Source organism: Hyalangium minutum, assembly GCF_000737315.1.
Taxonomy (GTDB): Bacteria; Myxococcota; Myxococcia; order Myxococcales; family Myxococcaceae; genus Hyalangium; species Hyalangium minutum.
Genome location: NZ_JMCB01000003.1, coordinates 759,240 through 782,075 on the forward strand (window position 1 = coordinate 759,240; position 22,836 = coordinate 782,075).

The 22,836-nt window shown below is 67.4% G+C and carries 18 protein-coding genes; 8 read left to right on the top strand and 10 right to left on the bottom strand.

What is annotated here, in order from left to right; all coding sequences use genetic code 11:
• Positions 1–90 precede the first annotated feature (90 nt).
• Positions 91–1,443 (top strand): TrpB-like pyridoxal phosphate-dependent enzyme, encoded by a 1,353-nt coding sequence (locus DB31_RS09645; RefSeq protein ID WP_044185579.1) that lies wholly within the window; start codon positions 91–93, stop codon positions 1,441–1,443.
• On the opposite strand, the gene DB31_RS44640 is transcribed toward DB31_RS09645, so the two are convergent.
• From DB31_RS44640 to DB31_RS09680, 7 genes are all read right to left on the bottom strand, one after another.
• Positions 1,444–3,216 (bottom strand): serine/threonine protein kinase, encoded by a 1,773-nt coding sequence (locus DB31_RS44640; RefSeq protein ID WP_052419833.1) that lies wholly within the window; start codon positions 3,214–3,216, stop codon positions 1,444–1,446.
• A gap of 42 nt (positions 3,217–3,258) precedes the next feature.
• Positions 3,259–4,659, bottom strand: coding sequence for a hypothetical protein (locus DB31_RS09655; RefSeq protein WP_044185580.1), 1,401 nt, complete (start codon positions 4,657–4,659; stop codon positions 3,259–3,261).
• Positions 4,660–4,687: 28 nt separating this feature from the next.
• Positions 4,688–6,163 carry a type VI secretion system Vgr family protein gene (locus DB31_RS09660; RefSeq protein WP_044186188.1) on the bottom strand — a complete coding sequence of 492 codons (1,476 nt, stop codon included), beginning with the start codon at positions 6,161–6,163 and terminating at the stop codon, positions 4,688–4,690.
• A 13-nt stretch (positions 6,164–6,176) separates the two neighbouring features.
• A complete protein-coding gene (locus tag DB31_RS09665) occupies positions 6,177–6,557 on the bottom strand; it encodes a DUF4150 domain-containing protein (RefSeq protein WP_169787025.1) in 381 nt (126 codons plus the stop codon).
• Between the two features lie 71 nt (positions 6,558–6,628).
• Complete coding sequence (locus tag DB31_RS09670; protein WP_044185585.1) at positions 6,629–7,513, bottom strand: DUF3540 domain-containing protein; 885 nt, start codon at positions 7,511–7,513, stop codon at positions 6,629–6,631.
• Positions 7,514–7,597: 84 nt separating this feature from the next.
• Entirely contained in the window at positions 7,598–9,523 is a 1,926-nt protein-coding gene (locus DB31_RS44645) for a pentapeptide repeat-containing protein (protein WP_052419834.1), read from the bottom strand.
• Entirely contained in the window at positions 9,520–11,757 is a 2,238-nt protein-coding gene (locus tag DB31_RS09680) for a DUF2169 family type VI secretion system accessory protein (RefSeq protein WP_044185587.1), read from the bottom strand. The genes DB31_RS44645 and DB31_RS09680 overlap by 4 nt, the downstream gene beginning before the upstream one ends.
• A gap of 55 nt (positions 11,758–11,812) precedes the next feature.
• On the opposite strand from DB31_RS09680, the gene DB31_RS09685 reads away from it, so the two are divergent.
• The 7 genes from DB31_RS09685 (at position 11,813) to DB31_RS09715 (ending at position 19,861) form a co-directional block, all read left to right on the top strand.
• Entirely contained in the window at positions 11,813–13,018 is a 1,206-nt protein-coding gene (locus DB31_RS09685; RefSeq protein ID WP_044185589.1) for an ABC transporter substrate-binding protein, read from the top strand.
• A 72-nt stretch (positions 13,019–13,090) separates the two neighbouring features.
• Complete coding sequence (locus DB31_RS09690; RefSeq protein ID WP_240486610.1) at positions 13,091–13,672, top strand: bactofilin family protein; 582 nt, start codon at positions 13,091–13,093, stop codon at positions 13,670–13,672.
• 150 nt (positions 13,673–13,822) lie between these two features.
• Positions 13,823–15,430 (top strand): Re/Si-specific NAD(P)(+) transhydrogenase subunit alpha, encoded by a 1,608-nt coding sequence (locus DB31_RS09695; RefSeq protein ID WP_044185595.1) that lies wholly within the window; start codon positions 13,823–13,825, stop codon positions 15,428–15,430.
• Positions 15,427–16,857 (top strand): NAD(P)(+) transhydrogenase (Re/Si-specific) subunit beta, encoded by a 1,431-nt coding sequence (locus tag DB31_RS09700; protein WP_044185598.1) that lies wholly within the window; start codon positions 15,427–15,429, stop codon positions 16,855–16,857. Before DB31_RS09695 ends, DB31_RS09700 begins: the two co-directional genes overlap by 4 nt.
• A gap of 104 nt (positions 16,858–16,961) precedes the next feature.
• Entirely contained in the window at positions 16,962–17,597 is a 636-nt protein-coding gene (locus DB31_RS09705) for a hypothetical protein (protein WP_157231895.1), read from the top strand.
• A gap of 24 nt (positions 17,598–17,621) precedes the next feature.
• The gene (locus tag DB31_RS09710) at positions 17,622–18,842 is read left to right on the top strand and encodes a cytochrome P450 (RefSeq protein WP_083968097.1); all 1,221 of its coding nucleotides are present in this window, start codon (positions 17,622–17,624) and stop codon (positions 18,840–18,842) included.
• A 59-nt stretch (positions 18,843–18,901) separates the two neighbouring features.
• Entirely contained in the window at positions 18,902–19,861 is a 960-nt protein-coding gene (locus DB31_RS09715) for an SDR family NAD(P)-dependent oxidoreductase (protein ID WP_044185604.1), read from the top strand.
• A 22-nt stretch (positions 19,862–19,883) separates the two neighbouring features.
• On the opposite strand, the gene DB31_RS09720 is transcribed toward DB31_RS09715, so the two are convergent.
• The 3 genes from DB31_RS09720 to DB31_RS09730 all read right to left on the bottom strand — a co-directional run bounded on the left by DB31_RS09720 (position 19,884) and on the right by DB31_RS09730 (position 22,772).
• Positions 19,884–20,870 (bottom strand): endonuclease/exonuclease/phosphatase family protein, encoded by a 987-nt coding sequence (locus DB31_RS09720; protein ID WP_157231897.1) that lies wholly within the window; start codon positions 20,868–20,870, stop codon positions 19,884–19,886.
• A gap of 26 nt (positions 20,871–20,896) precedes the next feature.
• The gene (locus DB31_RS49905; protein ID WP_044185609.1) at positions 20,897–21,565 is read right to left on the bottom strand and encodes a hypothetical protein; all 669 of its coding nucleotides are present in this window, start codon (positions 21,563–21,565) and stop codon (positions 20,897–20,899) included.
• A gap of 256 nt (positions 21,566–21,821) precedes the next feature.
• Positions 21,822–22,772: an NYN domain-containing protein gene (locus tag DB31_RS09730; protein WP_044185611.1), complete on the bottom strand. Its 951-nt coding sequence runs from the start codon at positions 22,770–22,772 to the stop codon at positions 21,822–21,824.
• Positions 22,773–22,836 lie beyond the last annotated feature (64 nt).

A 22,836-nucleotide genomic window follows, 5' to 3' on the forward strand; every position in this document is an offset into this window, starting at 1 on the left:
GGAAACGCTTCCCATATTATGGGAATGAGGGACCGAAAGTTGCGTCCCGGCTAGACTTCCCGGCAGCCACCCTACCCGTGAGGTCCGCCCATGCCGTTGAAGTACCTGCTGCCCGAGGACCAGCTCCCCTCCCACTGGTACAACATCATCCCGGACCTTCCCTCGCCGCCAGCGCCCGTGCTGCACCCGGGCACGCTGCAGCCCGTGAAGCCGGACGATCTGGCGCCGCTGTTCCCCATGGCGCTGATCGAGCAGGAGATGAGCAGCCAGCGGGAGATCCCCATCCCGGAAGAGGTCCGCTTCGCGCTGGCCCGCTGGAGGCCCTCGCCGCTGTTCCGCGCGGTGGCCCTGGAGCAGAAGCTGCAGACGCGCTCGCACATCTATTACAAGTACGAGGGCGTCTCCCCCTCGGGCAGCCACAAGCCCAACACCGCGGTGCCCCAGGCCTTCTACAACGCGAAGGCCGGCGTGCGGCGGCTGGCCACGGAGACGGGCGCGGGCCAGTGGGGATGCTCGCTGGCGTTCGCGGGGCAGCTCTTCGGGCTCGCGGTCACGGTCTACATGGTAAAGATCAGCTACGAGCAGAAGCCATACCGGCGCTCGCTGATGCGCACCTGGGGGGCCGAGGTGTTCGCCTCGCCCACGGACAAGACGAACGCGGGGCGAACCATCCTGGGCCAGGATCCGCGCAGCAACGGCTCGCTGGGCATCGCGATCTCCGAGGCCGTGGAGGACGCGGCCACGCACGAGGACACGAAGTACGCGCTGGGCTCGGTGCTCAACCACGTGTGCCTGCACCAGACGGTGGTGGGGCAGGAGGCGCAGGCGCAGATGAAGCTGGCCGGGGAGTACCCGGACGTCGTCATCGGCTGCCACGGAGGCGGCAGCAACTTCGCGGGCATCGCCTTCCCGTTCGCGCGGGACAAGATGCACGGCAAGAAGGTACGGCTGGTGGCCGCCGAGCCCACGAGCTGCCCCACCCTCACGCGCGGCGTGTACGCCTACGATTTCGGGGACACGGGGAAGATGACGCCGCTGATGAAGATGCACACGCTGGGGCACGACTTCATGCCGCCGGGCATCCACGCGGGAGGCCTGCGCTACCACGGCGCGAGCCCCCTGGTGTCGCAGCTGGTGGCCGCCGGGCTGGTCGAGGGCATTGCCTACCCGCAGCGCGCCTGCTTCGAGGCGGCCGTGCTCTTCGCCGGGGCCGAGGGCATCCTCCCGGCGCCGGAGAGCTCGCACGCCATCAAGGCGGCCATCGAGGAGGCGCGCCGGGCCGACGCGGAGGGCCAGCAGCGGGTGATCCTCTTCAACCTCTCCGGGCACGGGCACTTCGACTTGGGGGCCTACGATCAGTACCTCGCGGGCCAGCTCGAGGACTTCGAGTACCCGCGCGAGGCCGTGGAGGCCTCGATGGCGAAGCTGCCCAAGGTGGGATGACTACCGGCCCCGCTTGTTGGAGATCTTGAACTGCTGCTCGGAGGGCTCGAGGACCACGGCCTGGATCAGCCCCAGCTCCTGCTGAACGGGAGCGAGGCTCTCCGAGCAGACCTTCAGGATCTGCCCACAGGTGCGCCAGTTGGCGTAACCCTCGGCCCGATCCTCCAGGATGCTCCAGCGGAGCTTCTGGAAGGTGTCCGGGTTGCGCGCGATGCGGGACAGAGACTCATTCGCGCGATCCACGGCAAGCTGCAGCGCGGTGGCGTGCGCCGTCTTCACCAGGGCGGCCGCTCCGGGCGGCGAGTCCGGCTTCCGGAAGAGCACCCGAAGCGTGCAGCGCGTGAACCGGGTCCACTCTCCGTCCGCGCGATGCACCACCTGTCCAAGGCCCTCCAGCGCGAAGGGCAGCTTCCGGAACGCACTCCTCCACAGCCAGGCTCTGATGAACAGCGGGCCCCCCACCACCACAAAAGTCGCGAGCACCAGCGCGAGCACCAGCAGCAGGCCCGCCCGCGTCTCCAGCGAGGGAAGCTCCATGAGGTTGAAGGTGCTGACGATCCGATAGATGAAGATACCCGTGATGAGGCTGAGCACCGGAAGCGCCAGAGGGGTGGTCGCCCAGTGAGAGCCCATCCGGTAGAAGTCCATGAAGGACAGCCGGTCGTCCTCGTGCCGGTCCTTCTCTCGATCCTTCTCCTGCTGCTGCTCGCGAGCTTTGCCGGCGGCCTCGTTGTTCCAGCGCCCGTGGGCCTTGTCGGTCTCGGAGCGAGCCGACTGGGCCTCCCGCTGGAGCCGAGCCAGCGCGGCAGGCGCATCCGGTGAGATGGCCTCCGAGGGCTCCTGCACAGACGTTGCTGCCGGACTGCCAGGCTTCAGTGCCTCCAGGGCTTGCCGTGCGGCCGTGGCGCTTGGATAACGATCCTCGGGCCTCAGCGCCGTGAGCTTCCGCAGCCAGGGGCCCAGGAGGGGCGCCTTCAGGTGGCTCACGTCCAGGCCTCGGTCCGGCTGGAAGTGGTCCGCGGGAGGCGTCCGGCCCAGCAGGTGGATCAGCGTGGCGCCCAGCGCGTACAGATCGCTCGTCACATCGACGGTGCCACCGAACTGCTCCAGCGGCATGTACCCGAACGTCCCCACAAGTGTGGAGCCCGTCGTGGCGCCCTTAGCGGACTCACGCGCAGCGCCAAAGTCCACGAGGCAGACGGTGCCATCCGGCTGGCGGATGAGATTCGCAGGCTTGAGATCGCGATGGAGGACGCGAGGCTGGCGCCCGTGCAGATACACCAAGATGTCGAGCACCTGCCGGGCGATGTCTCGCGCCTCGTCTTCGGTGAAGGTGTGGTGCGCCAGCCGCTCCAGCAGCGTCTCACCCGAGAGGTACTCGGCGGCCAGGTAGAGCCGCAGGCCCGCGCCCTCCCCTTCCTGGAAGTGGCCCCACAGCCGAGGCAACCGAGGATGCGAGAGCGTCTGCAGCAGCCGGGCCTCCCGCTCGAAGGCCTCCAGTTCCTGAGTGCTGGGGACCTTGGAGAAGAGCAGCTCCTTGAGCGCCACATCCTGTCCATCGGGACCGCGCGCCAGGTACACGCGGCTGTGCGCCGTCTGCGCGATCAGCCGGCGCACGGCGTAGTGTCCGGCGCGAGCCACGGCGCCACAGGCCTCGCAGCGCGCCCCTGACACCGCCTTGCCGCACACCACGCAGGCAGCGGGATTCCCAGCAGTCACCTCGGACCTCACGGCCTCGGCCTCACCGGCGGACAGCGGCTCTTGGCGGCTCATGGTGCCATCTTGGAGCGTGGCCGCGGCGGAGGCCAGCGCGCGTTAGCCCAGCTTGATGACGTTGCCCTTGACGAAGACAGTTCCCGAGTCCGCCACCGTCATGTTGGTCCCCTGCTTGCCGATGAACACGCGGTTCTTGGTGATCTTCGAGCCCATGCCGCTGGAGCTGATGGAGATGGTGTCTCCATCGATGGTGATGATCGGATCGGACGGGGTGCCTTTGCTCCCCTTACCAATCTTGATGCCGTCGGGCTTGACCTCGATGCAGAAGGAGCCCACGTGGATCCTGACGGCGTCCTTCGCTTCGACCTCGATGTCCTTCTGCGCCTCGACGTGAGTCTTCTCGGCGGACTTCACGTGGACATCTTTCTTGGAGTCGAGCCCGATCTCCCGCGTCGCCAGCAGCTCGATCTTCTGGGTGGCCACCTGCGCGATGTTGGGGGCGTGCGCGCCGAGCTCGATCTCCTTGCCCTTGACCTCGGCCTTGCCCCGGAGCGACGCGACGCCCACCGTGCTGGCCGCCTTGACCTCCGCGTAGAGGCCGGCCTCCACCGAGGCCTTGAACCCGCCGAAGCACTTCGCACCGATGCCCGCCTGCATGGTGGAGTACTTCACGCTGGTGATGCCCGTGTCTCCCCCGGCCAGGGACTTCACGTCTCCCTGAGCCGTGAGCGCGAGGTTGGCCGGCGTCATCACGCTGACGCCGCTCTGCCCGTAGATGCTCACGTCCTTGGAGGCTGCCGCTCCCCCCGAGTCTGGGAGCAGGCCGTACGCGTCCTTGCCGATGCCGTAGAGGCTCTCGAGGAACGGCAAGAACGAGTTGAGGTTCATGTCCGGCTTCGTCAGGAAGACGCTCGAGTGGATCACGCCGAGAATCGTGGCCACCGTGTCCCAGGTGCTCGCGGCCTTCTTCACCTGCTCGAACAAGGGCTGGAGGTTGTTCGGGGCCACCGGCTGGGGCTCTTCGCCGTTATTGGGGTTGAACGCCGGTGCGGAGGGCGCATCAATGGCCCCGAGGAACACCTGGCCGCCCACCACCTTCACCGCCGTGGGCGAGCTGAGCTCCATGAGGTTCTGGGACACCTGCTGCCAGTTGTCCCGCGTCTGCAGGGTGATGGCCTGCTCGCTCTGGAACATGGACTTCTTCTTGATGTCGAAGAAGAAGTGCTCGTCCGTCTGCAGCGACACGCCGGAGTAGCCGAACGTGGGGTTGCTCGTGGCGCGCTGGCCCAGCAGGAAGTGGGTGTACGGGTTGGGGATGTGGAAGCGAAGCCGCTGCAGCGTGGAGGCCTGAGCCCCTTGCTGAACGACTTCGTTCTCCACTCCCGCCAGCTTGTTCTGCAGGTTCTGGATCTGCTCGCTCTGCTGCTGGTCCTGCTGATCCCGCTGCCGGTCCTGCTGATCCTGCTGCCGGTCATACGGCGTGGGGCGCGGTGGGGGCATGATCTAGTTCCTCGGGAGGGAGAGACGCTCAGGCGTCGTCTTCGAATTCGATGTGGATGCCAGCGCGAGTGCGGATGACGCTCTGGGTGGCGTTGTCCGCGATCACGGGCGTGAGGGTCTCGGGGTTGGGCACCGAGCCGACGATGATCGGCCGGTCCGGGTCCCCATTGATATGGGAGAGGGCCACCTCGGTGCCCACGTGCAGCGGGAAGTGCGTGCCGTAGCCGGCGCCGCTGGCGTTCTGCACCATGCGGATCCACCGCGAGGCCTTGCCGCCCGCCTTGCCAGAGGAGTCGAAGGGCAGCAGCACCTTGTACCGGCCCAGCTCGTCGATCGGAGCCGCCGCGCCATTCGCGGTGCCGTCCACCACGGCGTTCACGATGCCCGTAAGCCGAGGCTTGGGCGTCCGCCGCTCCGGCCGGTAGGGCACTGCCGCGGGCATGGCCACCCACGTGTTGGAGTACCCCTGGGTGCCCTGGGCCGCACCGCTCTCTCCGGAGACGCGCTGCTGATCCACTTGGTGGCGAACCTCGGTCACCAGGTAGCTCTGGTCGAACTGCCCCATCGGGTGTCCCTGCAGCTCGAAGATCTGCCCGCTGCGCAGCGCCCGCACGCGGCTGCTGCCCGTGTAGAGCTCCCGGCGCGCCTTCAGCTCCTCGGCGCGGACCTTGACCAGCCGCTTGCCTTCCGAGGCGTCGCGGAAGTGCTCTCCGTAGTAGAGCTGCAGCCCGCGGCCCTGGTCATCCACCTTCTGCTGCGCCGACAGGGGCACGCTCGGCGTCCGCCAGTTGTAGTCCTTCAGCGTCACCTGCTGCGGCACGACGTGCGCGCGGTAGGTCACCGACCAGATGGACTCACCGGGATCCGTGACGCCTTCCCGAGGAAGGTACGGGATCTGCTCGTACCCGGCCGGAGCGCTGAAGTTGTCGTTGGCATCGGTGAAGACCACCGTCTCGCCATCCGGGGTGTGCTCGAAGAAGAAGGTGATGCCCTCGTGCTCCAGCAGGCGCGAGATGAAGGCGTAGTCCGACTCCTGGTACTGCACCACGTACTCGCGCTTGGCGTAGGTGCCCTTCAGCCGCATCTCGAAGTGCGCCGGATCCATGCCCGAGTCCTTCAGCACGGTGGACACGATGTCCGGCACGGCAAGATCCTGGTACACCCGCGAGCGGACCGTCAGCGTGGTGTACCAGAGCCGCGGCACCATCACCGCGCGGTACAGGGGAACCCGTCCATCGTCCCGCGCCACCAGCTCGATCTCCCGGAGCACGCCCCACACGGGGGAGTCGTGCCCGTAGCCGAAGGCGATGCCCACGGTGCCGACCAGCACATCCTGCAGCGTGTCGGCGGCCAGCGCCGCATCGCCATCTCCCGCGAGCCAGAGCTCGAACTCATACAGCTCGCTCAGGGCCTCGCGGCCCGTCATGCGCTCCAGCAGCAGCTCTCCCGGCCCGAGCGCGGAGGAGATGAACACCACTTCATTCTGGGAAACCGTCTCAGCCATAGGGGCTCCGGGCTCACGGTGCGATGAGGACCTTCGTCTGGCTGGGTGCCACCTGCGTTCCGGGGGGCGCGTTCGCGTTCGAGCCGTTATGCGCCGCCACCTTCAGGTGGGTGACGATCTCGTTGCCCTCCACGAGCACCTTGCCCGAGGACGTCTTGTAGGTGGCCTTGTCGCTGGTGGTCGAAGACACCATGCCCTTGAGCGTCCCGGCCTGATCTCCGCTGGTGGAGGAGATCTCCGAGCTCTTGTGGAGGACCGCCTTGTTGAGGATCTTCACCTTCTGGGTGCAGCTGTCGCCGCTGGCGCCCGAGCACTGCCCGATGCTGGGGTACGGGATGGGGAGGGGAGAGGGTGCTGCGGGTGTCTTGCAGACGTTGGGGAAGGAGAAGCACATCCCTCCCCCCTTGGTCGAAGCCGGAAACATCAGTCGCGCTCCTTGAGGAGGGTTCAGGTGGGCCCGAGGCCTCACGCCAGGTGGATCTTGTCCGCCTTGAGCTTCAGGTCTTCCTTGGCCTTGAACAGGGTCCGCTGGCCGAAGAGGTGAAAGGTGGTCTCGGCGAACAGGCGCACACGGCCCGCGCGCGTCTGGGCCAGATCCTTCACGTCGCGGTACACGTTCTCCGCGCGCTCGAGGATGCGGCCGGCCTGCACCTCCAGCACATCCACGGCGTGGCGTGCGGTCTGGCAGGTGGTGCTGAGGGTCCGCGCGGTGAGCGAGGCCTCGTCGAGCTGCGCCCGCGCCGTCTCCGCGCGCGCTTCGAGGTGAGCTGTCTCCAGCCGGGTGCCACGCGCATCCATCGAGAGGGACGAGGCCGGGCGATCGCCCGCCGGAGTCGTGCCCAGGCGCACTGCGTGATCCGACTCCAGCCGGACCTCGCGCGAGCTGTGGACCCGCACCGCGTCCCGAGCGGAGAGCAGGATGCCCCCCTCGTCCGCGCGCAGCTCGAGGTTGCCCGTGGCATGCACCACGCTGCGGTGGGTGGCGGCATGGTGCTCGAAGACGAGCCGCCCCGAGGAATCGCGCACGGAGAGCACCTCGCCCTCGGGGCCGTCGGAGACTGTGGCGCTGGAGCCATCGCGCAGCATCAGCGGCGGAGTGGCCTCGCGCAGCGCCACGAGGACGCCGACCACGTACCGCTCCCCTCCCCGGCCCGGCGCCACGAGGACCGAGTCTCCCGCCCGAGGGACATAGGGAGCAGGCACCGCCACCAGCGCGGGGAAGTCCGCCTGCCCCTCCGCCTCCAACCAGACGCGGCCGTGAGACACGGACTTCACCGTGGCAGGGCTCAGCGTGGGCAGCGCCTCGGGGGACGCAGCTTCCTCGGACCGTTCGTGTGGAGATTTCCGCATGGGGGACTTCGGATCTTCCAGGATTCGTCCGACACGAAGCAAGCCGTCACGGGCACCTATGGCTTCCCCTGATCTCGCGAGGCCTCAGCCCGACCCACCGGGTTTGAAGTCCTCTGCGGCGGCGAGGGAGGAATCCGTCCGCTCCACATCCGTGAGCACGGCTTGGGCCCAACGGGTCCCTGCTTCCGTGATCCGGTGGAGGCGCCCACCCTTGAGGTTGGCTGAGGTGAAGTCCGCCGTGTCCAGCTTCGCGTGGGAGAAGTCCGCTCCGGGTGCCTGGATGTGGGAGAGGTTGGCACCGCGCAGATCCGCCTGGACAAACTGCGCCTGGTCGAGGCGGCAGCGAGCGAACGAGGCCTTGAGGGCCACGGCCTGCCGGAAGTGGGCCTGCCATAGATCGGCCTGAGAGAGGTCCGTCCGCTCCAGCTTCGCCTTGGAGAAGTCCGCCGAGCGGAGGTGGGCCTCGCGCAGCCGCGCGTCCGTGAGGTTGGCGCCCGCGAAGTTGGCTTGCTTGCCGGAGACCGCGGAGAAGTTGGCGCCGGTGAGCTCGGCCTTGGAGAGATCCACATCGGTCAGTGCACAGCGGGAGAAGTCCTGCCGCACTGCGCGTACGCCCACCATGCTGCAGCGCGTAAGGTCCGCGCCCTGGAGCAACGTTCCCTCCAGCTCCGCGCCGTCCATGTCCGCGCCCACCAGCCGCGCGTCCACCAGCCGAGCCCCCGCAAGCACCGCGCCCGCGAGCTGGGCGTCCTCCAGGTTGGCCTTCTCGAGCACAGCCCCTCGCAGGTTCGCCCCTTCGAGCAGGGCACCCTTCAGCGACGCGCCCGAGAGCTGAGCTCCGTCGAGCGCGGCCTCGGACAGCAGGGTCTCCTCGAGGTGTGCTCCCTCCAGCCGAGCGCCCGAGAGCACCGCGCCCGCCAGATCGCTCCCGGAGAGCTCCACTCCGCGCAGATCCAGGCCGTGCAAATTCGCCTTGGGCAGGGCCAGCTTGCTCAGCTTCACGCCCTCCAGCTTGGCCTGACGCAGGTCGGCAGCTTCCAGGAGACAGCCCTCCAGCACCGCGCCCGTGAGCGTGGCGCCCTGGAAGTTCGCTCCCGCCGCGTCCGCTCCCTTCAGTTCGGCCCGCTGCAGCGAGGCCTTCTCGAAGCGGGCCTTCCGCGCGCTCGCGCCACTGAGGTTGGCACCGTCCAGACGGGCTCCACCCAGCTCCGCCTCATCGAGCACAGCCCCGGAGAGATCAGCCTTCTCCAGCACGGCATCCCGGAGATCCGCGCCGCTCAAGTCCGCGCCCGCGAGCTGAGCCCCAGCCCACGAGACTCGGGTAAGCTTCAGCCTCGCCAGCCGAGCCCCCGCGAGCCGCGTGGGCAGAACGGCCGCCGTGGCCAGGGCGGTCTGCTTCAGGTGGGCTCCCTCCAGATCGGCGCCTTCAAAGACGGCCCCCTTCACATTGCACGCCGTGAGGAGGGCCTCCGCGAAGCAGGCCTTGGCGAAACGTCCCTTCTCCAGGACGGCGCCATGGAGCACCGCGCCCCGGAAGTCCGCACCCTCCGCCTGTATCTCCGCCAGCAACGCTCCCGACAGGTCCGCGCCCGAGAGAAAGGCGCCCGTCAGGTCGCTCCGAGAGAGGTCTGCGTCCGTCAACAGCGCGCGCTCCAGGTGAGCACCCGCAAGGCACGCGGCCCCCAGGCGGGCTCCGCTGAGATCGACCTCCGTGAAGCGGGCTCCCGAGGCATCCACCCGCCGCGTCCCCTCTCCCGCCATGCTCACGGAGTTGAGCAGGCACCGGGAGAAGTCCGCCTCTCGCAGATCCACTCCTTGAAAAGACACCTCCACGAGCTGGGCCTCGAAGAAGCTCGCGCCGCGCAGCCGAACGTTCTCGAAGCGCACGCGCACGAGCGGGTTCGTGGCGAATGAGTAGCCCGTGAGATCCACGCCTTGGATCAGCACCTCGCGCAGCTCGCTGGCTTCCGCCGCCCGGGTGATCTCCTGGACCGACTTGAGCACCTTCATGAGGCACGATCCGCCAGCTTGGTCCGCGTGAGGATGGCCAGCTCCAGCTTCGTGGAGGCTGTCTGGGCCTTCCAGAACTCGGCGCCGAAGAGGTTGGCACCGCGCAGATCTGCGTGGGACAGATCCGCGGACTCGAAGAGGCCCTCGAAGACGTTGGCCTTGAGCATGGAGGTCCCCACCATGCGAGCCCCCATGAACCGGCTGTTGGGCACGTTGCACCCGTTGAAGCGGGCCTTCACCAGCGAGGCACCGCTGAAGTCCGCCCGGGCCAGCTCGGAGAAGCTGAAGTCCGTCTCGTCCAGCATGGCCCCACCCCAGCGGGACTTGGCCGCCTGGACGCGCTTGAAGGACGCCTGGGCCATGCGCGCCCCGGGAGAGGCTCGGAGCTGGGACAGGTTCGCACCGTCGAAGTTGGCGCGAGAAGCATCCGCCTTCGCCAGGTCCGTGTCCTGGAGGCTGGCGCCCTCCAGCCGGGCGTCCTCCAGCCGGGCCTCCGAGAGATCCGCCTCATCCAGGCATGCCTCTCGCAGATCGCCCTGGGTCAGCTTCGCCTGGATGAACTCCGCGCCTTTGCACTGAGCCTTGTGGAAGGAAGCGCCGGTGAACTCTCCTCCAGACAGCGTGGCATCCCCGAGGTTCGCCTCATCGAAGCGCGAGGCAGCAGCACGGACTCCCGTAAGGTCGGCGCCTTCGAGGCTGGCCTTGCGCAGGCTCGCCTCGGACAAATCGGAGCCAGCGAGCACCGCGCCGTCGAGCTTCGCCTCGTCCAGCTTCGCGCCGCGCAGCGAGCATCCCTGAAGGATGGCCCCAGTCAGGTCCACGCGGGACAGATCCATTTTCGAGAAGTCTCCGCCGCTCCAGTCCTCGCCCGCGACGCTCTCCTTCGCCTTCAAGCGCCGGAGCAGCCGCTCACGAGGCTCCACGTCCACTAGGAGCGGAACGATCTCCGTGGCCTCGCCTGGATCTTCCATCTCCGCCAGGAGCGCCTCGAGTTCCTTGGTGGGCTCGACGCCGATCGCGGCGAAGGCCTTCCGCAGCTGCTTCGCGCTCTTCGCAGAGGGAGGCGAGGCCTTGGGATCCACGGCCTCGGGTGGAGGCAAGGGGATCAGCTTCTTCAGCTTCGCCTCGAGCTCGGCGGGATCGAGCGTCGCGGGCTCCGCTTCCGGAGCGGCGGCCATGACGGGCGGCTCGGGCGTGGGCGGTGGGGCCTCGGGCTTGAAGTCCTCTTCCTCCTTGTCACGCTCCGCGAGCTTCTGCTCGAAGCGGGCCCGGTGCTCCTGCGTGGAGAGGGGCGCATTCAGCGGCTCATGCGCCAGATAGATGAAGTCCACCTCCTGCAGGGACTCCGTCTTCACCTCCATCATGCCGCGCCAGAGGACGAAGGCGAGGCCCGCGTCCGCGTCCACCGTGATCGTGTCCAGGCGCAGTGGCACTTCGCGGAACCCCGTGCCCTTCTCCATCAGGAAGACGCGCGCGCGAAGGCCGGGAAGCCGCGTGCGCAGCACCGCGTGGCGGGGGTGGAGGTTCTGGAGGACGAGCTCCTCGTCTCCCTTCCAGAAGCCCTCGATCCACTGATCCTCGGGAGCGGCGTTGAAGAAGCTGCCGTCGAAGTCCTCGGGGAAATAGGGCCAGCGCGTGGCCAGCCACTTCTTGTCGTAGCGGCCCGCGCGCTTGAGCCGACTCTTCCAGTCCGGCGGAATCGGGAAGGCGCCCACGGGCTTCGGACGAGACCGGGGCGAGGTGATCAGATCGCGCGGATCCTCGATGTTGGGCACCGCGCTGCCGAGCGGGTTGGCGTCGACACCCGGCCCACCGAAGCTGCGCTCGTAGCACAGCGGCATCGCGGTGAAGGGCTTGGGGGCGCTGAGCACGCCCATACTCGTCCAAGCGCGATCCCCGAACACAGCGAGCGCCTTGGACACCTTCCCCACCTGGAAGGCCACCGCCGAGGTGGCGGCGGGCTTGCCCCCGGGCGGGTAGCACGTGCCCGCCAGGAAGCACTCCCCTCGCGTCTTCCAGACGGCCAGATCCGTGTCGAGCCGCATGCTCCGCTGCGGATCATCTTCATAGAAGACAGGGCCGGAGACCGGGTGCTGCGGCTCGGCCAGCGCGCAAAGGCCATCTGGAGTGAGCGCAAACGTGGCCTTGGCCACGACCGTCAATGACGGGCGCGGGGGGCGAACCTGCCAGACCAGGTACCCCAGCTCCATGCCGGTGTCTTTCACGATGTCCATGACTTCCCCCAAGCGGTCAGCTTAGATGACAGCCCCCACGCCCCGGAACTCCGTCATGCACCGCTTCGCTCCGATGCTCGCACTGCTCGTGGTGGGTGCCTCCGCCTGCGAGCGGAAAGCCTCCCCGCCGCCGGACTCCGCCGCGCTACCCGGCGCTCCTCAGGCCGCCACGCCACCGCAACCCCGGCCCCCGGACGCGGACGAGGGGGCGATCGTCATCGGCTCCATCGGGAGCCTTACGGGCTCCTCTGCCTCGTTTGGCGGCCCGGTGCGCGACGGCATCCAGTTCGCCGTGGAGGAGATCAACGCCGCGGGCGGAGTGAAGGGCCGGCACGTAGTGCTGCGCGCCTACGACAGCCAGGGCCGCCTGGAGGAGTCCGTGAGTGCGGCCAAGCGGCTGATCACCAAGGACCAGGTGTCGCTCATCCTCGGAGATGTGTCCTCCTCCAACTCGATGGCCGTGGCGGACCTGGCGCAGGCGGCGCACGTGCCCATGGTGACACCCTCGTCCACGCACCCGGATGTGACGCGCAAGGGCGACTACATCTTCCGCACCTGCTTCATCGACTCGTTCCAGGGCCAGGTGATGGCGCGCTTCGCCCGCGAGCACCTGAAGCTGGAGCGCATCGCGATCCTCCAGGACGGAAAGAACGCGTACTCGCTCGGGCTGGGCGAGGCCTTCTCCCAGGCCTTCTCCCAACTGGGAGGAAAGATCGCCGCGGTCGAGAGCTACGCCCAGGGCGACACCGACTTCCGCGCCCCACTGCTGGCCGTGAAGAAGGTGAAGCCGCAAGCGCTCTACATCCCCGGTTTCTACGGCGAGGTGGGCCTCATCGCCCGGCAGGCGCGCGAGGTGGGGCTGACGCAGCCGCTGTTGGGCGGCGACGGCTGGGACTCCGAGCGGCTCCTCGAGCTGGCCGGAAACGCGATGGAGGGCAGCTACTACTCCTCGCACTCCGCGGTGGACAATCCGTCGCCCGAACTGCAGCGCTTCGCCGCCGCGTACCAGAAGCGCTATGGCCGGGCGCCCGATGTCTCCGCGGTCTTGGGCTATGACGCGGCCCGGGTGGCGCTGGCAGCCCTGGAGCAGGCGGAGGGCCTCTCCGGCCCGGCCATCCGCGACGCGCTTGCACGGACGAAGGACTTCCCCAGCGTCTCAGGGAACATCACCCTCGACGCAGCGCGTAATGCGATCAAGCCGGCCGTCATCCTGAAGATCCAGGGCGGACGGCGCCAGTTCACCGCGGTCGTGACGCCATAGGGCCAGGCAATCGGCAGGAGGCACTTTCGTAGACCGGGGGCACCCTCTCCCCGGAGCCTCCCGATGCGCTCGATGTCGTTGCCTAGCCTGGCCCTCGCCACCTTCCTGGCCCTGCCCGCCCTGGCCGAGGACTCCGGCAAGGCAGCGGCCCCCGCGCCCAAGCAGGCCTCGCAGCGCAAAGAGGACTCCGCCCCCAAGGTGCGCTGCGAGGTCCACTCCAAGAACGGCTCCCGCGCCGTCCAGGGGCAGGACCTGATCCTGAACTCCGGCGAGCAGGCGAAGGACGCGGTGGCGGTCGACGGCAACGTGGTGATCCGCAAGGGCGCGGTGGTGGGAGACGTGGTCGCCATCCGAGGCCGGGTCATCATCGAGGAGGGCGCGGTGGTGAAGGGAGACGCGGTGGCGCTCGGGGGCGAGCTTCACCTCCGGAAGAACGCCCGGGTGAAGGGGGATGCGATGGCGCTCGGGGGCACCCTGCAGCTGGACGAGGGAGCCAGCGTGGACGGCGACCGGGTGAACTTCTCCCTCGGCTTCAATGGGGAGGATCTCGCCCAGAGCTTCCTCAAGAAGGCCCTGGAGAACTCCGACTGCTCCATCACCGTGAGCGGCGACGATGACGATGACGACGATCATGACGAGGACGAGGACGCCTAGTCCCAACAGCAGGGCCACGCTCGCCCGTCCTCCTGCCCACCGGGGTTCCTCTGGCTTCTGCCCTCGGGGGCTCGCCGAAGTGGCACCCACCCGGCCAGCCGGGCATCCTGGAACCTGCTGGGTTGTTCTCCGATAGGGGATTGCCGCCGTTTGGGGGTATCTTCCGCGCGTCTTTCCTCCAGGAGGCCGGCGATTCGTATCGGGGTTCCACGAGAAATCCTCCCGGGTGAGCGGCGAGTCGCTGCCACCCCCGAATCCATTCGCAAGCTCCGCGAGCTCGGCTTCGAGGTTCAGGTCGAGAAGGGCGCGGGCGCTGACTCCGGCATCTCGGACGAAGCGTACGTGGCCGCGGGAGCCTCGCTCGCCGACACGCCGGAAGCGCTCTGGAGCGCCGCGGACGTCGTCGTGAAGGTGCGGCCGCCGCTGCCCACCGAGGCCTCGAAGGCGCGACCGGGCACCACGCTGCTCTCGCTGCTGCAGCCCGAGCGCAATCCGGAGCTGCCTCCGGTCCTTCAGTCGCTGAAGCTGTCGGCGCTGGCACTGGAGCGCATTCCCCGGGTGACGCGCGCCCAGAAGATGGACGTGCTCAGCTCGATGGCGAACCTGGCGGGGTACCGGGCCGTCATCGAGGCCGCAGCACACTACCAGGGCTTCTTCAGTCCACAGATCACCGCCGCGGGCGCGATGCCCCCGGCGCGCGTGCTCATCATCGGCGCGGGTGTGGCGGGTCTGGCCGCGATCGCCGCCGCCAAGTCGCTGGGTGCGGAGGTGCGTGCGTTCGATGTGCGCGCCGCGGCCCGCGAGCAGGTGGAGAGCCTGGGCGCCGCCTTCCTCCAAGTGGAGATCCAGGAGAGCGGCGAGGGCGCGGGCGGCTACGCCAAGACGATGAGCAAGGAGTTCATCGAGGCGGAGATGGCCCTGTTCCGCAAGCAGGCCGCCGAGGTGGACATCATCATCACCACGGCGCTGGTGCCCGGCACTCGCGCGCCGATCCTCCTGCCGAAGGATGTGGTGGAGAAGCTGAAGCCCGGCTCCATCGTGGTGGACATGGCCGCCGAGCAAGGCGGCAACTGCGAGCTCTGCAAGCCGGGGGAGATCGTCGAGTTCAACGGCGTGAAGATCATCGGCTACACGGATCTGGCCAGCCGCATGGCGGGCACCGCGAGCCGCTTCTTCGCCAACAACCTCGTGCACCTGATCACGGAGATGGGGGCGGGAGACAAGTTCCGCGTCGATCTGGAGAACGACGTGGTGCGCCCGGCGCTCATCACCCACGGCGGGGAACTGCTGCCACCACCGCCGCGCAAGGAGCCCTCCCCTGCTCCGGTCAAGCTGGCGCCAAAGCCTCCTCCGGCGGATGCCAAGCCTCAGCAGCAGGCCATCATGGCCCCGTCGCGCCGCGCCTGGGGCACGACGATCGGCGGCCTGCTGGTGATCGCCGTGCTGTTCGTCCTGGGCCGGTTCGCTCCCGAGGACTTCCTGAAGCACTTCACGGTCTTCATCCTGGCGTGCTTCGTGGGCTGGCAGGTCATCTGGAGCGTCACGCCGGCCCTGCACACGCCTCTGATGAGCGTCACCAACGCCATCAGCGGCATCATCATCATCGGCGGCATGCTGCAGATCGGAGGCAACGTGGATCTGGCCTCCATCCTGGGCGCGCTGGCCGTGCTCGTGGCCGCCATCAACGTCTCGGGCGGCTTCCTGGTGACTCAACGCATGCTGAAGATGTTCCGGAAGAACCCCGGAGGTGGGTCATGACTGGCGTCACCACCATCGCGTACCTCCTGTCGGGGGTGCTCTTCATCCGCAGCCTTGGGGGCTTGTCCAAGCAGGAGACCGCGGCGCGCGGCAACCTGTACGGCATGCTCGGCATGGCGCTGGCCGTGGGCGTGGCTGGCATCACGTGGTTCCTCTCCACCGAGAGCGCGGTCGGCCCAGGCCTGGGGCTGCTGGTGGGCTCCGTGGTGGTCGGCTCGGCCATCGGCTCGGTGCTGGCGCGCCGGGTGGAGATGACCGGCATGCCGGAGCTGGTCGCCATCCTCCACAGCTTCGTGGGTCTGGCGGCGGTGCTGGTGGGCATCTCCTCGTACCTGGCGCCTCGGGCCGCGCACGAGGTGCAGGGGGCGGCGCACATCGTCGCCATGGTGGAGATCTGGGTGGGCGTGGCCGTGGGCGCGCTCACGTTCACCGGCTCCATCGTCGCGTGGGCCAAGCTGCGAGGCACGCTCTCTGGCAAGCCGCTGCTGCTGCCGGGGCGGCACCTGCTCAACGCGGGGATTGCCCTGGGCATCGTGCTGCTGGCGGTGCCGTTCGTGTCGGCCAGCGGGCCGGCGGCGGGACTGACGTGGCTGCTGGTGATGACGGTGCTGGCGGGCCTGCTGGGCATCCACCTGGTGATGGCCATTGGCGGCGCGGACATGCCGGTGGTGGTGTCGCTGCTCAACAGCTACTCGGGGTGGGCGGCGGCGGCGGCGGGCTTCGTGCTCGCCAATGACCTGCTCATCGTCACGGGCGCGCTGGTGGGCGCCAGCGGCGCGATCCTCTCCATCATCATGTGCCGGGCGATGAACCGCTCCATCCTGAACGTGGTGTTCGGTGGGTTCGGCACGGGCGACGTGAAGTCCTCCTCGGCCCCCGCGACGGGCGAGGTGCGAGAGATCTCCGCGGACGAGACGGCGGCGCGGCTGAGCATGGCGAAGAACGTCATCATCGTCCCGGGCTACGGCATGGCGGTGGCGCGGGCGCAGAACGCGGTGGAGGATCTCACCCGGTCGCTGCGAGAGAAGGGCGTGAACGTCCGCTTCGCCATCCACCCGGTGGCGGGCCGTCTGCCGGGGCACATGAACGTGCTGCTGGCCGAGGCCGGCGTGCCGTACGACATCGTGCAGGAGATGGAGCACATCAACCACGACTTCGCGACGACGGACGTGGTGCTGGTGATCGGCGCGAACGACATCGTGAACCCGGGCGCGCTGGATGATGCCTCCAGCCCGATCTACGGGATGCCGGTGCTGGAGGTGTGGAAGTCCAAGCTGGTGGTGGTGCTCAAGCGCGGCATGGCCGCTGGGTACGCCGGCGTGGACAACCCGCTCTTCCTCCTGGACAACACGCGCATGCTGTTCGGTGACGCACGCAAGTCTATCGAGTCGCTGCTGGGCGCCGTGAACGCGAAGAAGGCGGCCTGACGCCACGCATCATGACAGAGGGACAGCGCTCGTCCCTCTGACGGCTCCTCTATACTCCGGGGATGGGTCCCCCTGGGCTGCCCGTGGTCCTGTGCACTCGGCACGTGATGCCGGCATTCGTCGTCGGCTTCGAGCTCGAGGGCCATTCCGCGCGAGGGCTCGTCCAGCAGCTGGCGCCGCAGTTGCCCTCCTTCGTCACTGTCCACGAGCATCAATATGGTGGATACAGCTGCCTCCAGAAGTGGCTGCTCGGCGCCACGCTGTGCTTTGCGCACAACGTGGACCGAGCGCATGGCCGCGTCCCACTGGATGCACTCCGGCTGGGGCTCATGGCCTTGGGTGAGCTTGGCGCGGATGAAGTCCCCTCCCACGCGATCCATCCGGAAGTTGCCTGGCTGAAGGACCTCACCGGGACCTACGGGCAACCCTTCGATGAAATGGATCGGAAGCTCCTGGCAGAGACGATCGCCGACGCTGTGCCAGGGCTCCCTCCCATCGAAGAGGCAGTGGAGGCGCTCGTCCACTTCGCGCCGGGAGCTCCCGAGGCATTGCTCCAGTGGAGGATCTTCACGTGCTCCTCGGAGGAACTGCGCGAGCTGGGTGACTGGACCTTTGAGGAGGCCAGGCCCTCAAATGAGTCCGAGTGGACGGAGGAGCGAGTTCGGGAGCTTCAGGCTCTGGGACAGAGCGCGAGCCTGGGGCCTCTGCGCACCTTCCTGCTCTGGGAGAGCAGCGACTGAGTACACGCAGTTCCAGGAGAGACGATGAGCGCAAGCACCGGTATTGATTTGATGAGCGAGAGCTTCTTCGCCAACCCCTTCCCTACGTTCGAGCGGTTGCGCACCCAGGCCCCTGTTTATTTCTTCGAGCCCTACCAGTGCTTCATCCTCACGCGCGGCGCCGATATCGAGGCGCTCGCCAAGAGCCCGCACTTCTCCTCGCGGCGAGCGCAAGAGCTGCTGGGGGGCCTCGGACTGCTGGGAGAGGATGCGGCGTCGAAGGACATGCTCGCCACCTGGTCACGGCTCGTGTTCTTCCAGGATCCGCCCCGCCACGCGCTGCTGCGTCAGCTCATCATGAAGGGCTTCACACCCTCAGCGATCGAGCGCTTCCGGCCCCAGCTCGCGTCGATCGTGGAGCGCGTCCTGGAGAAGGGACGGCGCCAGGGAGAGATGGACGTCGTCGCGGACTTCGCGGAGCCCATCGCCCTCACGACCATCGCCGAGATGTTCGCGCTCCCCCAGGTGGATCGGCCGCAGTTCATGCACTGGGCGAAGGACCTCCTCAAGCCCGCGGGAGTGGGGGTCAACACGGACGAGGTGAGGAGCTCCATCCGGCGAACCAGCCATGACATGGTGGCCTACCTGAGAGACCTCGTCGAGAAGCGCCGGGCAGCGCCCGGGGAGGATCTCGTGAGCCAATTCATCGCGGGTGAGGAGGGCAATCCCCAGCTCGCGGGCGAGGCCGTCCTCCAGTCTTTCCAGATGATCGGCGCGGGCTTCATCACGTCGACGAACCAGCTCACCAACACGATCCTCGCGCTCTTGAACCATCCCGTGCAACTGAGCGCCTTGAGGGCGGACCCGCGTCTCACCCGGGGCGCCATCGAGGAGAGCCTGCGCCATGAGCCGGCCACCCTGTCCATCAACAGGCTGTGCGTGGAGGACACGGAGCTCGGCGGCACGCACATTCCCAAGGGGCGGTTCGTCTATGGGATGACCGCCGCGTCCAATCGCGACCCTGAGGTGTTCCCCCACCCGGATCGCTTTGACATCACCCGGACGCACAACCGGCATGCGACGTTCGGGGTCGGTGTTCACTATTGCCCCGGGGCCTCCCTCGTCCGGCTCGAGGTCGAGGAGGCCCTTCGTGCCCTGCTCACGTTTCCGCACTGGGAGTTCGTGGGAAAGCCCTACAACTACCAGGGCTCCAACTTCCAGGATCGCGGGCCCAACTCGCTCCACGTTCGCTTCCCGCGGACCTGAGTATCCCGACGCTCTTGGATGTATGCTGCCCGTCCCCCCACGACATCCAAGGGAGATACATGACGTCGATCAACTTCGAAGGTCGCGTAGCGATTGTGACGGGCGGTGGCAACGGGCTGGGCCGAGACTACAGCCTCAACCTGGCCAAGCGAGGTGCGAAGGTCGTTGTCAATGATCTCGGTACCAACGGGACGGGGGAAGGCCAGTCGAAGGAGTTCGCCGACCGCGTTGTCGAGGAGATCCGGGCCGCTGGAGGTCAGGCGGTGCCGAGCTACGACACCGTCGCGACGCGCGAGGGCGGTGCCAACATCGTCAAGACAGCGATGGACGCCTATGGCCGCGTCGACATCGTCATCAACAACGCCGGCTTCCTGCGCAACAACCGCTTCGAGGACATGACCGACGAGGAGATCGATTCGCTCATCGGCGTGCACCTGAAGGGGGCGTTTCACGTCACCCAGCCTGCTTACAAGGTGATGAAGGAGCAGAAGTACGGGCGCATCCTCTTCACCTCCTCTTCTTCCGGAATGTTCGGCCACCCGTGGCAGACCAACTATGGCGCGGCGAAGGCGGCCGTCGTCGGGCTGATGCACAACGTGGCGCTCGAGGGGCAGCGGCATGGCATCCTGGCCAACGCGCTCCTGCCGATGGCCATGACCCGCCTGGGCGAAGTCATGGGACAAGGGTGGTACGAGGTCACGAACGTCGCGGAGCAAGCCGGCCGAATCGACTTCAACACACTGGGCGCGAGGATGCCGCCCTCCTTCTGTACGCCGCTGGTGCTCTACCTGGTGAGCGAGGCGTGCAAGTCGACCCATGGCAGCTACTCGGCCGTTGCGGGGCGCTACTCCCACGTGTTCATCGGTGACACCGATGGGTGGCTGTCGAAGGAGGCCACCCCCACTTCGCCTGAGGAGGTGGCCGCCCGCTGGAGCGAGATCTGTGATCGCAGCGTCTACGGGACGCCTCACTCGGTGTACGAGGAGGCGCAGCTGGTCGAGGGGAAGCTCAAGCGCTGACCTTCCCCTCCACAGCCGTGCTTCAAGGCCGGGGAGCTGAGAGCAACAGCTCCCCGAACAAGGCCAGATGGCGGCCAGTGCTCCGGAACTGCTGGTCAATGTTCAGCGCCGGGTCGTCATTGATGACGTTGTTGAGGGGGGCGTTGGTGATGATGTGATCAATGCCGTCATCGTGGGTCAGCACCTGATAATCCCGATCCAGCTCCTGCATCTCCGCGGTGACATCTTGGACGTTGAAGTCTCCCACGACGACCCAGTCTTCATGGCGTCCAATACGAGGAGGCTCCAGCTCGTTCTGAATCTCCTGTTGTAGCTGCTCCACATGGCCGCGGGCGTGGGTGCCCGCTTCGTTGTGCCAGGACAGCAAGCGCAACACAGAATCCCCTTGGTTGTTGGGGTGGTGCACGTTGAAGACCGTCCCCACGGGAGGGCGCGCCTGCAGCAGCGCTCCCTCTTGGAAGGCCTCAGGGTGATGAAAGGCCAGACCGCCGTCCGTGGGATCAAAGGGAGGCTGCTGAGGCTCGACCACCGCTGGATTGTAGATGACCACGTAGGCGTTCTGGCGCTCTGCGGTGGGCCGACGAGGGGTGTTGTAGTCGATGGGAGGGTATTCGTTCCGGATGGCCAACAGCTCGTATCCCGCGCCCGTGACGGCGGCGGACAGTCGCTGGAGGCGAGCCTGATCATTGAAGAGGCTACGAGGTACCTCCTGCAAAGCCATGATGTCGATACGATGGGTCTGGCCAAACTGGATCAACCGGATGATGCGGTCCTCGGGGGTTTCCCCTCCGACAGAGGTCGGATGGACATTCCAGGTGACGATCCGCACGGTCATGGGCGGAGGGGGTGGGGTATTGCCGCTGCCTCCTCCACCATCGGGGGCTCGTTTCTCCATCTCGGACTGCTGGGCCTGACGGCCCATGGAGTTACCGTCTTGAGCCGGCGCGACGGCGCCCACAAGCAGGAGGGCCGCCAGGAAGGCAGTGCGCATCAAGGAAGGGCTACGCATGATGGGGCTCCTTTCTCAACGCGGAATCAATCCGGATAGATGGGACCACACGAGGAATCCGGGACGTCGAACTCGCCCCACATGTGCTGGCCCGCAATTCTGCAGCGATTGGGACGCTCGAACTGCACGCCCTGGATGAGCGCGGGCATCTGCCAGCAGGCGTCCTCCCATTTGATGTCCTTGATGTTGTAGAGCACGGAGGAGAACTGCCGGACCCCCACGCCCGTGCAGCTGTCCGCCTTGAAATCTCCCCAATAGGGCCGGCACGACTCGTCGGGGACATCGAACTCACCCCACATGTTGAAGCTTGTGTTCTGGCAACGGGCCGGATGGGAGAATGCGTACCCATCGATGATGGCTCCCGCGCGGTAGCAGGCCTGCTCCCAAGAGCCTTGGATACCCCAGAGAATGGCGGACTTCTGCCGGAGCCCAATCCCCGTGCACTTGTCGGCCTTGAAGCTCCCCCAATTGCCCAGTTGGAACCCGCCACCGGACCCGCCCCCTCCCGGGGGGCTGCCCCCGCCAGAGCCGCCCCCGCCAGGAGGGCTGCCCCCGCCAGAGCCACCGCCAGGAGGCGTAGGCAAGGAAGGGTTGGGATCGCGGCTAGACATGGACGAGGTCGGATCGCGCTTGGGCATGGCCGAGTTGCCGTCCGGCTGAGCTGGCATGCGGCTCAGCTCCTGTTGATCGGACACGCCCCTCATCTCATTTTCTGAGGGAGCGGAAGGCTGGACCTGCGCCAAGGCCGCCATAGGCACTGCCACGGCCAAAGCCAACAGACACCGGACAAAACCCTCTCTGCGAACTCCTGGTGTTCTCATGAGGAATACCCTCTCTTCCGTGTGAGCCCACACGGTTGCTTGCTGGTTGCTACTGCTCCCCAAGCTGAGAGTGGGTTCACTGCATGACAACCCGTGGGAGTGAGGACACGGGCGAGGGCTCGGCCGGCGGCTATCCTTCCGAGTCCTCGGGGTCCGGGTACTCCTCCAACTCCTCGTCCTCGAGCTCCTCGGGAGCCGCTTGCGCCGCTCCACGCTTCGAGTGCCCACCTCGCGTGGGAGTCGGAGTTTCCGGAGACACCACGTACCACTGGCGGCCCTGCTGCTGCCGCTTCAGCAACCCCTCGTGCTCCATCGCCTCCAGCAGCCGCGCGAACGTGGGGAAGCCGTGGTCCCGCTCGTCGAAGTCTGGCTCCTTGCGAACGATCGTCTCCTTGATGCGCGAGGGGTTGATCGGCCCCGTCGCGCTCCCCAGCAGCCGCTTCACCACCGAGCGCGCGATCTCCGGCACCTTGTGCTTGCCCTTGTGCCCACCGGAAGCCGTCTCGGACTCGGCACCCTTTGCGGCCTGTCCCTTGCCTCGGTGCCCACGCGCCGGTTGGGCCGACGCCTCCTCGGCACTGACAGAGTCCCGCGCGTCCTTCTCCCCTCGCGCCTGCTTGGGACGCAGGTAGAGGAACTCGTCGCACGCCTTCACGAAGAGCGGCGAGGTGGAGCCCTTCACCCCCAGCCCGATCACCGTGCGGCCGTTCTCGCGCAGCTTGTAGGCCAGCGGGCAGAAGTCACTGTCCCCCGAACCGATGACGAAGATGTCGATGTGCTCGCGCGCATAGCAGAGCTCCAGCGCGTCAATCACCAAGCGCATGTCCGCGCCGTTCTTCCCCGAGCGTGTCGAGGGCGGCACGTCGAGCAGCTCTACCCCATAGTCGTGCAGGCGGACCTTCGCCTCCGCGAAGCGGGACCAATCACAGTAAGCGCGGCGGAACACCACCCGGCCCTTCTCCAGCAACCGATCGAGCGAAGGCTGGAGATCGAAGTTCGTGGAGCTGATGCCGGTGTTGGTAACCAGGTTCTCGAAGTCGAGAAAGAGGGCGATGCGATGCTGCTGGGGCTGTCCGTTCAAGGGCCGTCTCGGAGGATATAGAGCAGAACGCTCTTGCCCCCCACCCTACTCCCTTCCAGGCAGC

Bases quoted from the DNA above. Each gene is read 5' to 3' on its own strand.
- DB31_RS09645 (WP_044185579.1), top strand. From the start codon at position 91: ATGCCGTTGAAGTACCTGCTGCCCGAGGACCAGCTCCCCTCCCACTGG.
- DB31_RS44640 (WP_052419833.1), bottom strand. From the start codon at position 3,216: ATGAGCCGCCAAGAGCCGCTGTCCGCCGGTGAGGCCGAGGCCGTGAGG.
- DB31_RS09655 (WP_044185580.1), bottom strand. From the start codon at position 4,659: ATGCCCCCACCGCGCCCCACGCCGTATGACCGGCAGCAGGATCAGCAG.
- DB31_RS09660 (WP_044186188.1), bottom strand. From the start codon at position 6,163: ATGGCTGAGACGGTTTCCCAGAATGAAGTGGTGTTCATCTCCTCCGCG.
- DB31_RS09665 (WP_169787025.1), bottom strand. From the start codon at position 6,557: ATGTGCTTCTCCTTCCCCAACGTCTGCAAGACACCCGCAGCACCCTCT.
- DB31_RS09670 (WP_044185585.1), bottom strand. From the start codon at position 7,513: ATGCGGAAATCTCCACACGAACGGTCCGAGGAAGCTGCGTCCCCCGAG.
- DB31_RS44645 (WP_052419834.1), bottom strand. From the start codon at position 9,523: ATGAAGGTGCTCAAGTCGGTCCAGGAGATCACCCGGGCGGCGGAAGCC.
- DB31_RS09680 (WP_044185587.1), bottom strand. From the start codon at position 11,757: ATGGACATCGTGAAAGACACCGGCATGGAGCTGGGGTACCTGGTCTGG.
- DB31_RS09685 (WP_044185589.1), top strand. From the start codon at position 11,813: ATGCACCGCTTCGCTCCGATGCTCGCACTGCTCGTGGTGGGTGCCTCC.
- DB31_RS09690 (WP_240486610.1), top strand. From the start codon at position 13,091: ATGTCGTTGCCTAGCCTGGCCCTCGCCACCTTCCTGGCCCTGCCCGCC.
- DB31_RS09700 (WP_044185598.1), top strand. From the start codon at position 15,427: ATGACTGGCGTCACCACCATCGCGTACCTCCTGTCGGGGGTGCTCTTC.
- DB31_RS09710 (WP_083968097.1), top strand. From the start codon at position 17,622: ATGAGCGCAAGCACCGGTATTGATTTGATGAGCGAGAGCTTCTTCGCC.
- DB31_RS09715 (WP_044185604.1), top strand. From the start codon at position 18,902: ATGACGTCGATCAACTTCGAAGGTCGCGTAGCGATTGTGACGGGCGGT.
- DB31_RS09720 (WP_157231897.1), bottom strand. From the start codon at position 20,870: ATGCGTAGCCCTTCCTTGATGCGCACTGCCTTCCTGGCGGCCCTCCTG.